The organism is Microbacterium sp. (assembly GCF_035277845.1).
GTDB lineage: Bacteria > Actinomycetota > Actinomycetes > Actinomycetales > Microbacteriaceae > Microbacterium.
The window spans coordinates 1-11,735 of the sequence record NZ_DATEJS010000095.1 but is presented as its reverse complement, the minus strand read 5'-3'; the positions used below and the strand labels follow the sequence as shown (position 1 = coordinate 11,735).

Sequence of the window (11,735 nt, the reverse complement as noted above, 5' to 3'; positions counted from 1 at the left end):
GGGGACGCCGGCGCCGGTCGCGGCGCTGACGGCGGATGCGCGGAGCGTGCGCGGATGCATCATGGCGGCCGACCCCACGATGCTGGCCGTCTCGAACGTGCTGAGCCGGGACCTGGTTCAGCGCTGTCGGTTCTGGCCGGACGTCACCGGTGAGACGTACGGACCGTACCGCCGGGTGCTCGCAGACGGGCGCTCCGTTCCGCGCATCGACAACCCGGCCTGGCAGGACGCCCTCGTCGACTATCTCACCTCGGGTGCCGCGGTCATCGTCTCGCGCAATGCGTCGACCGGGTACGACGCGGCCTCCTACCGGATGCTGACCCACGAGGGCCGGCTGCTGTACCGGGAACCCGGACTCGCATTCGTCCGCACGCCCGTGCACCAGCCCTGAATCTCAGCGGCCGCCTCGCCGGGCGCGCAGCTGCGCCCGCACGCGCCTGGCCCGGCGCTTGGCACGGTCGATCGCAGGCTGCATGCGGCGCTCGACGAGGTTCCAGAGGCCGCCCACGGCACGGCGCAGGGGGGCGCTGCGGTCGATGACCGGCCGCAGCGCCGTGTGCCCCTGCGTGAGCGCGAACGTCGAGGTGGCCTCGCCCAGCAGGGCGCCGAGGCGCAGCCGCAGGGGCGCGTCCGTCTCGGTCTCGAGCACCAGCTCCTGCCGCTCGCCGCGCACCGTGATCCCGGCCCGCACGGGGTGCCAGCCGTCGCCGGTCTTCGACCGTCGCAGCGCCGCGCGCGGGAGGCGTCGCAGCGAGCGGGTGATGCGCGTGCGCCGGTCGTCCTCGTCGACGATCAGCTTCGTGGCGCCGGACCATTCTTCGACGACCGGCAGGCCCGCGATCGGGATGATGGTGCGTCCGCCCTCGCGCCGCACGGTGCCGAGCGGACGGACGAGCGCGGACAGCGGTTGGCCGGTCTGGTCGTAGTCGAGCATGACGTTGCCGTCGGGGCGCGCGTAGACGGCGGCGCTGCCGCGGTCGTCCAGCTCGATGGCCGGGGCGATGTCTCCGGGCACCAGCCGGTGCTGGATCATCGCGCCGAGGGTGCACCGGCCGGTGAGCTGCCAGATGCCGCGCGACAGCGGCTTGCCCATGGCGGCGATGCGCGGGTCGATCCGACTCGTGGCGCGAACGGAGAAGTCCGGGCTGTGCTCGCCGACCCGGTGCACGTGCGACTGCGTGGGCACCATCCAGTTGATGCGCGTGCTCTGCGAGCGCACGCCGAGTTCGAGGGTCGCGCCGGCGATGTCGTCCGTCATGTCCAGCAGTTCGGGTGCGAACACGCCGTCGAACCGGCGGGACAGGGACTTCACGATGCGTCCGTCCACGATCGCGGTCTTCGGGCGCCTGCCCGTGCCGTCGATCCAGGTCGCCTCGACGTCCACCTCGAGCACGCCCTCGGCCCAGCGGGCGCCTGTGACCCGCGGGGCCCCGGGAATGGTGGGGTCCTCGGCCACGAGAGCCTCCAGCAGAGCCCGCCGGCCGGAGCGCAGCAGTTGCGCGCGCATCGCGAAGCTGCGGTCCAGCCCCGCGTCGTCGGCGGCGGTGAAGTACGCGTCCTGCAGGCGCTTGGCGTGGGCGAACAGCTCCGCGCGCTCGGCCGGCGGACGACGCGCGAACGCGTTGTTGAACGTGCCCATCAGCCGGCCGCGGTACTGGTGCCTGCGCAGCATCGCCCGCTGCGTGGCCAGTGCGTCCCCTGCCAGGTCGGTGTCGATGGCGACGATGACCTTCTCCAGCCAGTCCCACCAGTCCGAACGCGTGCGCTGGAAGGTGGTCGAGCCGCTCCCGGAGGTCTCGTACCAGTGGTAGTACGGCGTGCTCGACATCGTCGAGATGACCGACGCGTGCTTGGCGACCAGCAGGTTGAAGAAGATGTCCTCCCACACGACGCGTCCGCCCTCGCGGAACCGAATGCCGTGCTCGTTCAGGAACGCGCGACGGTACAACTTGTGCGGGTTGGCCGGGATGAGCGGGTGGTGCACCGTCGGGGTGTCCTTCACCTGCGCGGCATCCGCCCGGAACGAGTCGACGCCCCAGCCCGGGTCGTTCGTGCGGGCCTCTTTGCCGTTGAGCACGTCGGCGCCGGATGCATGCGCGAAGGCGTATCCGTCCCGCAGGGCGTCGGGGTAGAGCTCGTCGTCGTGGTCCATGTAGGCGACGTACTCGCCGGTGGCGAGGTCCGTGCCGACGTTGCGCGGCCGGCAGGGCCATCCCGAGTTCTCGATCTGCACGACGCGCATGTACGGACGCGTCTCGGCGAGCGCATGCAGCCGGTCGAGGGTGTCGTCGGGGGAGCCGTCGTCGACGAAGATCGCCTCCCATTGGTCCTGGGGCAGGGACTGCCGGTCGAGGGACCGGATCACCCGGTCCAGGCCCTTGCCCGGACGATACGTCGCGATCACGACGCTGACCTTGAGATCGTCGGTCATGACGGCTCCGTCCCGCCTGTGACGGGGGATCCGGCAGCCAGATGATCCCGCAGCGCGGCGGCGGCATCCCGCGGCGCGAACCCGGTCGCCTCGATCTTCGCGAGGTCGAGCATGCTGTTGCGCGGTCGCGGCGCCACGGGGCCGGTCGCGGCGGCGAAGTACTCGTCCGTCGAGACGCCCGTGACGCGGGCCGGGTCGTGCCCGCCCGCCGCGAACACGGCGCGGGCGATGTCCGCCCAGCTGGTGGGGGCGCCGCCGCCGGTGAGGTTGTAGACGCCGAAGGGTGCCCGGCCCTCGAGCAGGTGCCGGATGCCGCGGGCGATGTCGTCGGTGAACGTCAGGCGCCCGATCTGATCGTCGACCACGTTCGGATCGATGCCGCGTGCGGCGAGGGACTGCATGGTGCGCACGAAGTTCTTGCCGTCGCCGATCACCCACGAGGTTCGCACGATGTAATGCTGCGGCACGGTCGCTGCGGCGAGGTCGCCGGCGGCCTTGCTCTGCCCGTACACGCCGAGGGGGCGGATGCCGGCATCCTCGCGGTACGCGCCGGGCTGCGTGCCGTCGAAGACGTAGTCGCTCGAGACGTGCACGAGGGTGATCCCGTTCTCGGCCGCGATGCGCGCGAGGGCCGCGACCGCCGTCGCATTGGCGGCCCAGGCGTCCTCGCGGCCCTGCACGGTCTCGGCGAGGTCGACCGCAGTGTACGCGGCGGCGTTGACGATCGTGCCGTAGTCCCGCCAGCGGCGGGCGGTGGCGAGGTGCGACGAGGTGAGGTCCAGCTCGTCGCGGCCGGCGTACTCGAGGTGCGCCGCGTCGCCGAACTCCGCGCGCAGGGCCCGGCCGAGCTGCCCGTTCGCCCCGATGACCAGGGTCTTGGGCGGCGCCATCGGGGTGACGTCGGCGAGCCGGGGGTGTGCGAGATCCTTCGCGGAGATCTCGACGTCCGCGAGCGGGATCGGCCACGGGATCGCGACCGTCTCGTCGGCGAGGTTCAGGAACGTGTAGGCCGTGGTCGGCGACCAGTGGTCGTTGACGAGGTACGTGTACGCGGTGTCGGGGGCGAGCGTCTGGTACGCGTTGCCGACGCCGCGCGGCACGAAGATCGCGGTCGAGGGGTCGATCTCCGCGGTGAACACCGCGCCGAACGTGGGGCCCTCGCGCAGGTCCACCCAGGCGCCGAAGATGCGGCCGGTCGCCACGGACACCCACTTGTCCCACGGCTCAGCGTGGATGCCGCGGGTCGTGCCCACGGCGTCGTTGAACGAGATGTTGTTCTGCACCGGCCCGAAATCGGGCAGCCCCAGCGCGGTCATCTTCTCGCGCTGCCAGTTCTCCTTGAACCAGCCGCGGTTGTCGCCGTGCACCGGCAGATCGAACAGCACGAGGCCCGGGATGCCGGTCTCGTGCCGAGCGAGGGGCTTGCTGAAGGCGGTCAATGCGTCTCGATTCCTCAATGCGTTTCGTCTCGCTGCGCTCGCTCAACGACCGGTGGTCGTGCTCACTGGCCCTGGGAGGCGTAGAAGGCCTCGGTGGCATCCTTCGCGGGAGCCCACCACGACTCGTTCGCGCGGTACCAGTCGATGGTCGCAGCCAGGCCCGCCTCGAAGTCGCGGTACTGCGGCCGCCAGCCGAGCTCGGTGCGCAGCTTCGTCGAGTCGATGGCGTAGCGCAGGTCGTGGCCGGCGCGGTCGGTGACATGGTCATAGGCGGCGGCATCCTGACCCATCAGCGTCAGGATCAGCTCGACGACGTCCTTGTTGTTCTTCTCGCCGTCGGCGCCGATCAGGTAGGTCTGCCCGATCTCACCCCGATCGAGGATCGTGAGCACGGCCGAGGAGTGGTCGTCGGCGTGGATCCAGTCGCGCACGTTCTCACCGGCGCCGTAGAGCTTCGGACGGATGCCGCGGATCACGTTGGTGATCTGCCGCGGGATGAACTTCTCCACGTGCTGGTAGGGGCCGTAGTTGTTCGAGCAGTTCGAGATCGTGGCCCGCACGCCGAAGGAGCGCACCCATGCGCGCACCAGCAGGTCGCTGCCCGCCTTGGTGGACGAGTACGGGCTCGACGGGTTGTACGGGGTGGACTCGGTGAACCGCGCCGGGTCGTCGAGCTCGAGGTCCCCGTACACCTCGTCGGTGGAGATGTGGTGCAGCCGGGTGTCGTGCTTGCGGGCCGCTTCGAGGAGCGTGTACGTGCCGACGATGTTGGTGTCCAGGAACGGGCGCGGGTCGTTCAGCGAGTTGTCGTTGTGCGACTCCGCGGCGTAGTGCACCACGGCATCCGCCTCGGCCACCAGGCCGTCCACGAGAGGCGCGTCGGCGATGTCGCCCTGCACGAACGAGAAGCGGTCCTCGGGGAGCCCGGCCAGCGACGCGCGGTTTCCGGCGTAGGTCAGCTTGTCGAGCACCGTCACCTGGTGGTCGGTGTGCGCGATCACGTGGTGCACGAAGTTCGATCCGATGAACCCCGCGCCCCCCGTCACGAGCAGACGTGCCATCAGCGACCCCTTTCCAGGACTTCGAGCAGGTACGACCCGTACCCGGACTTGACGAGCTTCTCGGCGCGCTCACGGAGCTGGGCGTCGGTGAGGAAGCCCTGCCGCCACGCGACCTCCTCGGGCACGCCGATCGACAGGCCGGTGCGGCGCTGCATCGTGCGGACGTACTCCGCGGCATCCGTCATCTGGTCGAACGTGCCCGTGTCCAGCCAGGCGGTGCCGCGCGGCAGCACCTCGACCTGCAGCTTGCCGCGCGTCAGGTACTCCCGGTTGACGTCGGTGATCTCGTACTCGCCGCGCGCGGAGGGCGTGAGGCCCCGGGCGATCTCGATGACGTCGTTGTCGTAGAAGTACAGGCCGGGCACGGCGTAGTTGCTCTTCGGATGCCGCGGCTTCTCCTCGAGCGACACCGCGCGGCCCTCGTCGTCGAACTCGACGACGCCGTACGCCTGCGGCTCGGCGACCCAGTAGGCGAACACGGCGCCGCCGTCGACGTCGGCGTACTGCTTGAGCTGGCGGCCGAGGCTCGGGCCGTACAGCAGGTTGTCGCCGAGCACCAGGGCGACCTTGTCGTCGCCGATGAAGTCCGCGCCGATCGTGAAGGCCTGGGCGAGGCCATCGGGGGAGGGCTGCCGGGCGAAGGTGAGCTGCACGCCGAACTGGGAGCCGTCGCCGAGCAGGCGCTCGAAGAACGGCCCGTCGTGCGGGGTGGTGATGACGAGGATCTCGTCGATGCCGGCGAGCATCAGCGTCGACAGCGGGTAGTAGACCATCGGTTTGTCGTACACCGGGATCAGCTGCTTGGAGACGCCGAGCGTGATCGGATGAAGCCGGGTGCCGGAGCCGCCGGCGAGGATGATGCCCTTCACGTCGCAATCCTTTCAGACCGGTCGCGCGGCCTCACGAGTCGAGCGCGGCGAGTGTCGCCCGAAGCGCGCCCTCGTTGCGGGCGAAGTCGAACGCCCATGCCGAGTGGAAGGCGTCCGGGTCGTGTTTCGTCCCCCGCTGCGGGATGTCGGGCGTGCTCCAGTACGTGTGGCTGCGCGCGCCGAGGGCCGCGGCATAGAGGTGCTCGTTCCGCGCCCGGTAGGCCTCGTGGTTGAGCACGATGACATCGCGAACCTGCTCCGCGAAGAGCAGGTTGAACATGCCCGAGCCGCCGAAGCCGGCGACGGCCGTGGCATCCGCGAACAGGTTGGCCTGATCGGCGAGGGTGTGATGCTCGGGCCGCACGACGGTGAAGCCGTACTCCTCGAACAGCGCCTCCACGGCCGGCGCGTTGCGGCAGTCGCGGTGTCGCATGCCGGTGGGACGCGTGACGAACAGCCGGCGCGGTCCGGGGGTGCGGCCGGGATCGATCAGGCCGGACCGGATCCGGGCCCAGGCATCCTTCACGGCCGGGTGGAACCAGTGCGGTTCGTGGTCCTTCCACTGCGGAGTCGGCGCGACGAACCGGTCGTGGGCCTGCCAGAGCGGGGTGCACGAGATGAACGAGTCCACCCTGGCGGGCTCCGGCTGCCAGAGGATGTCCTCCTCGCGCAGGCCGTACGCGTACAGCAGCTCCCGCTCGTAGGTCGGCTCGTATCGCGGCGGCACGCGCAGCATGGCGCGAAGCCCGGGGTGGGCGGCCTTCGCGGCATCCCACCCCCACAGCTTGGCGGGCACCTCGGTGATGAAATGCCCGAAGTGCGCGTGGTAGGCCGGGTTCAGATCGAAGATGTCGCCGGAGACGCGGGGCAGTTCGCGTTCGAAGGACGTCGGGATGGTCGCGTAGTCGTTCGTGACATCCGTGGCCAGCACGCTCAGCGGAACCGGCGCGGTCGGGTAGCCGAACGAGGGCGGCAGCAGCGTCGAGTCATGGACCGCGGCCGCGTGGCTGAGGATGTGCACGGGTCCGCGGTAGTGCCGCATGGATGCCGCCGGCGCCGTGAACCGCAGCGTGGTCGACCCGGTGGGATCGTCCCAGTCGTAGCCGTGCGCGGCCGGTGCATCGGTCACCTCGGCCGCGGGCACGGTGTCCATGAGCTCGACCGACAGCTCCGGCGCGCGGGTGCCGAGCACGTCGGCGCGGCGGTCCGGGACCTTCAGGTAATGGGCCCGCGACTTCAGATGGACGGCGTAGCCGGACACGGCGCGCACCTCCCCTGTCGCCGCCACGAGCGCACGTTCGAGATCGTCCGCCGGGGTGCCTTCCGTCAGGGCCGCGACGGCGCGGGCCCAGCCGTTCGGCCGGGGGGCGCCCTGCCGGGCGAGGTCGCGATGAACATACGCGCCGTCCGCCGCGACCGAGACGAAAAGGCGCCGCCAGGCGTCCCGCTGCGCGTCGTCGTCGGGCGCCGTGCGCAGGTCGACCACGAGGTCGGCGGGCGGTCGTGTGCGCAGCTCGGCCGCGACGGCGGGGAGCCCGGTCAGGCGCTTCAGGGTCACGCCGGGCTGGCGGCTCCGACTCGGGGTGAATCCCGCCGAGAACACGAGCACGTCGTCGTGGAAGAAGGTGCGCAGCCACTGCTGAACGTGCCAGCGCGCCGGGCGGTCGGCGAGCAGCACGACCCGCCAGCCGTCGCGCTCGGGCAGGGCGCGGCGGATGACGTCGGGCGCCGCGCTGGAAGCCGGCGCCGGCGGTCGGCGGCGCCACCGCGACAACGCGTACCCGAAGGCGCGCCGGGCGGGATTGCGCGGCGTCATGAGTCGCCGCCGAGCAGACGCTTGACCTCCGCGATGATGCGCTCCGCGGAGTGCCCGTCGACCATCGGCAGGGTGCGCTTGAGGCGGGCGGCGTAGAACTCGCGTTCGGCGGCGTAGTCGTCGCCGGTGAGCTGTCGGCGCAGGATGTCCACCAGGTCGGGGGCGGTGAGGCCGACCGGGCCGAGTCCATGCTCGTCATACGACCAGTACCCCGGCACGTAGGTGTGACCGCCCTTCAGGAAGGCTTCGAAGTCGAACTGGAAGTACGACACGTCGGCCCCGGCGAGCGCGGCCTCGAAGAAGATCGAGGAGTAGTCGGTCACCACGCTGCGGCAGCGGGTGAGCAGTTCGTGCACGTCGTCGACCGATGTCATCAGCTCGACCCCCGGCGCCATCAGCTTCGGATCGATCTGCGTGCGGAAGTTCGGGTGCGGCAGGAAGACCAGGCGGGCTCCCGCCTGCCGGGCGATCTCCGACAGGCCCGGGTCGTTGATGAGCGCCAGCCAGTTGCGGGCGAACTCGGTCTGCTCGAACGGCTCGAGGAACGAGCGCATCTCCCCGTGCGCCGCCTTGTCCGCCAGCATGGAGTGCCGCCAGGTGGGCGCGAACAGCACGATGTCCCGCTTGGCCGGGTCGGCCTTCGCGGCGAGGCGGGCGACCTCGTCGTGCCGTGGGAAACCCGTGAGCCGCGCCTGCTTGGTGGTGAGCAGGTAGGACGAGCCGTCCTCGACGATCGACTGGTGCTCGTCGACGCTCGCGGTGGTGAGCAGGTCGATGGGTTTGCGGTTGAACCAGTGCGACAGGTCGTGCTGCATGACGCCGTGCTGCAGGTACACGTACCGCCACGGCACCACGTCGCCGCGGTACAGCCGTTTCGGCATGGGGTTGGTCATCTCGGCGTCCAGGTGCGTGGAGATGAGCACGTCGGCCTCGCGCAGCATCGCGCGGTGTGCCAGGGTGCCGTAGGCGATCAGGCGGAACCCGTCGCGGCGCAGGCGCGTCCAGTCCGGCGAGTCCCGGTTGACCACGAACCACGCGTTCACGTCCGGAGCCTGCTCGCGCACGCTGCGGTACAGGTACTCGGCGCTGTCGCCGGCGTTGCGCAGCTTGTCCATCAGGATCCAGGCATGCTCGAACCGCCGCGCGCGGCCGAGCCGACGGTACAGGTCGAGCTCGCGGCGCGCCCGCAGTCGAAGGCCCCGACCACGCAGCTTCGGACGGGACGCGAACGTCGAGGGCAGCAGGGCGACGATCTCGGCGGCGATCCGCTCGGCGATCCGCACGGGCAGGGCGCCGAGGCCCCGCGGCGCGGGCACGAGCGCGGCCCGCACGGGGACCACCTCGTGCGCGCGGTACACGCCGTCCTCGACGACGACCGGGTGGCCGTCGAGCTCGACCGCGACCTCTCCGCCGGCGGGAAGCCACACGATGCGCTCCTTGAGCAGCAGCTGGCCGAACACGTCGAGCCGGCGGATCTTCGTGGTCGTCGGCCGGATGTCCGCCCCGCCCCGGGTGAACCGCTCGGCGGGCACGTCGCCGCAGTAGAGGTAGCGCAGCTCGATGCCGCGGTCGTCCGACGACACGATCTTCGCCGTGCCCTGCGCCGGCAGCGGGGAGCCCTTGAGCGCGAGCAGCAGGCAGCGGTGGTCGAGCCCGAAAGCGGTGACGTTGTAGCGCAGCACGCTGCTGTCGGCGACGTGCCGCATGACGGCGGCGAGATCGTCCAGAACGCGCTGCATGTCGGCCGCAGACATCCAGGTCGCCTTCTGGTTGATGTTCGCCTCGCGCGGCAGGAACCAGCGCACGTCGTAGATGAACATCATGTCGAGCCACGCGGGGACCTGGCCGAGGGACGCCGCGCGCTCGAACAGCGGCAGGTAGCCGCGCTCGAAGCGGTGGAAGTAGAAGTCGGGGTTGGTGCGCACGCGGTCGACGCTGGAGTCCCCGGTGCTGCGCTTGCGGTAGAAGTACTCGGCATCCGCCACGGCGAGGAGCTTCGCCTCGGGCGCGGCGAGCAGGTAGTTGCCGACGAAGACGGCATCCTCGGCGATGCTGAGGTCCTCGATGAACCGCAGCCCGGACTCGATGATGACGGATCGGCGGAAGAACGCGGATGCCGCCTGCGACTGCACGTAGGCCGGATGCTCGCGCAGGTCGATGACGCGCGTGCCGTCGGCGAACTTGAACCGCAGGACGTGGTCGTCTTTGATCTCGCCGGTGGCCTCCGCGAACCACTTCACGTTGGCGGATGCGACCGCGACGCGTTCGTCGTCGTGCCGGCGAAGCGCGGCGGCGGTGGCCGCGAGGTACCGGTCGCCGACGAAGTCGTCGCCGTCGGGGAACGCGATCCAGTCGCCCGACGCGGCCTCGATGCCGGCGTTGCGCGCCCTGCTGACCCCGCCGTTGCGCTGCCGGACGACCTGCCCGGCGCGGTCCTGGCGGGCATCGAGCCACCGCTGCGCGACGTCGCCGGAGGCATCCGGGGACCCGTCGTCGACGAAGACGTACTCGACCGTGTAGTCGCCCGCGACCTGGCGCTCGAACGACGCGAGCAGGTCGGGGAGGTACGGCTCCGAGTTGTACAGCGGGACGACGACGCTGAAGCCGACTGCGGGTGCCGTCACGCGCGTTCCCGCAGCGCGGCCATCACGGCCACTTCGACGGTGACGATCTGCCCGGTCACGTCGGTGTCGAGCAGGTGGACGGTCACCCGGGCCACGTCCTCGGGGTCGAGCAGGGTGCCGTCGGGCTCTTCGCCGAATGCGGCGGTGCGCATCGGGGTGGCGGTGCGCTGCGGGTTGATGCAGTTGATCCGCACGCCCGTCTCGGCCCACTCCTCGGACAGGGCCTGCGTGAGGTTCACCACGCCCGCCTTGGTCGCCGAGTAGGTGCTGTAGTTCGCCCGGCCCCGCGTGTACGAGCTCGAGGTGAACAGCACCACCTGACCGCCGGTCTCCTCGAGGTGGGGATACGCCTCGCGGCAGATGAGAGCGGGCGCGGTGAGGTTGGTCTGGATCGTGTTCTTGAGATCGTGCTTGCTGGTCTCCGCGAGCGGTGCGATGCGCAGCACGCCGGCCGTGACGATCACGGAGTCGATGCGGCCGAGCTCCTCCTTGGCTTTGGCGAGCGCCTTGCGGACCTGCTTGGCCGAGGTCACGTCGGTGCCCGTCGACGAGCGGCTGAACTCGAGCACCCGGGCGCCGGACCGCTCGGCCTGCTCCACGATGCTCGCGCCGATCCCGTAGCTGCCGCCGAACACGACGACGCCCTTGCCGGTCAGATCGGGCAGGGTGGTCACGGTCTCGGCCGAGATGCTCGCGGACTGCAGCTGGAACAGCTTGTCCGCGATGTGGATGTCGATGGGCTCCGTCACCTTCATGTTCTCGCCCGTGCCGTCGACCACGTAGATCGGCACCTCGGGGAGGTACTGGAACACGACGCCGCAGTCGTCGGTGGCCCGGAACGCCGGGTCCTGCACGGCGATCTCGTAGGCGCGGCGGATCGTCGAGAGGCGGAACGCCTGCGGGGTCTGGCCGCGTCGCAGCAGGGACCGATCGGGGATGCCGGTGATGTGCCGGTCGCCGTCGACCTGGATGATCGTGTCGGCGGACGGGATCGCGGTGTCGACGGCGTCGTACTCGTCGAGTGCGGTGACGCAGTCGTGGATGATGCGGTTGTCGATGAAGGGGCGGACCGCGTCGTGGAACAGCACCTTCGTGTCGTCGCCGTCCAGCGCGGCGATCGCCAGCTGGGTGGTGTCGTTGCGGGTCGCACCGCCGGGGAGGATGCGGGAGAGCTTCGCGAACCGCGGGTCGACCTTGAGGTGGTCCAGCTCGTCGATCGCGGCCGCGTTCATCATGATGATGATCTCGTCGATGTCGTCGCTGGCCTCGAGGGCCTCCAGCGTGTGCTCGACGATCGCCTTGCCGGCGATGCGGATCAGCTGCTTCGGGATGCCGAGTCCCACTCGCACTCCGATGCCGCCGGCGAGGACCACGGCGACCGTTCTTGCTTCTGTGCTCACGTATCTATACCTCACGGAAAGGGGCGTCGGCAGGCCGGAAGAGCCCTGACCATCTTAGGAGGGGCAGCCTGCGGATGTGCTGGACCGGCCGGGGA

The 11,735-nt window shown here is 70.5% G+C and carries 8 protein-coding genes; 1 reads left to right on the top strand and 7 read right to left on the bottom strand.

The window, feature by feature from the left end; genetic code table 11:
• Positions 1-391: hypothetical protein (locus VJR25_RS04120; RefSeq protein ID WP_324112811.1), on the top strand; the 391-nt coding region annotated here is incomplete at its 5' end.
• A 3-nt stretch (positions 392-394) separates the two neighbouring features.
• Here the strand turns inward: VJR25_RS04120 and VJR25_RS04115 are convergent.
• The 7 genes from VJR25_RS04115 to VJR25_RS04085 form a co-directional block, all read right to left on the bottom strand.
• Positions 395-2,431 carry a glycosyltransferase family 2 protein gene (locus tag VJR25_RS04115; RefSeq protein ID WP_324112807.1) on the bottom strand — a complete coding sequence of 679 codons (2,037 nt, stop codon included), beginning with the start codon at positions 2,429-2,431 and terminating at the stop codon, positions 395-397.
• A complete protein-coding gene (locus tag VJR25_RS04110) occupies positions 2,428-3,870 on the bottom strand; it encodes a bifunctional dTDP-4-dehydrorhamnose 3,5-epimerase family protein/NAD(P)-dependent oxidoreductase (RefSeq protein WP_324112805.1) in 1,443 nt (480 codons plus the stop codon). The genes VJR25_RS04115 and VJR25_RS04110 overlap by 4 nt, the downstream gene beginning before the upstream one ends.
• Before the next feature lie 62 nt (positions 3,871-3,932).
• Entirely contained in the window at positions 3,933-4,931 is a 999-nt protein-coding gene (gene rfbB, locus VJR25_RS04105) for a dTDP-glucose 4,6-dehydratase (RefSeq protein WP_324112803.1), read from the bottom strand.
• Positions 4,931-5,800: a glucose-1-phosphate thymidylyltransferase RfbA gene (gene rfbA / locus VJR25_RS04100; RefSeq protein WP_324112801.1), complete on the bottom strand. Its 870-nt coding sequence runs from the start codon at positions 5,798-5,800 to the stop codon at positions 4,931-4,933. The genes rfbB and rfbA overlap by 1 nt, the downstream gene beginning before the upstream one ends.
• A 31-nt stretch (positions 5,801-5,831) precedes the next feature.
• Positions 5,832-7,616, bottom strand: a complete 1,785-nt coding sequence (locus VJR25_RS04095; protein WP_324112799.1) for a glycosyltransferase family 61 protein — start codon at positions 7,614-7,616, stop codon at positions 5,832-5,834.
• The gene (locus VJR25_RS04090) at positions 7,613-10,240 is read right to left on the bottom strand and encodes a bifunctional glycosyltransferase/CDP-glycerol:glycerophosphate glycerophosphotransferase (RefSeq protein ID WP_324112797.1); all 2,628 of its coding nucleotides are present in this window, start codon (positions 10,238-10,240) and stop codon (positions 7,613-7,615) included. The genes VJR25_RS04095 and VJR25_RS04090 overlap by 4 nt, the downstream gene beginning before the upstream one ends.
• Positions 10,237-11,640 carry a bifunctional cytidylyltransferase/SDR family oxidoreductase gene (locus VJR25_RS04085; RefSeq protein WP_324112795.1) on the bottom strand — a complete coding sequence of 468 codons (1,404 nt, stop codon included), beginning with the start codon at positions 11,638-11,640 and terminating at the stop codon, positions 10,237-10,239. The genes VJR25_RS04090 and VJR25_RS04085 overlap by 4 nt, the downstream gene beginning before the upstream one ends.
• Positions 11,641-11,735: the final 95 nt, after the last annotated feature.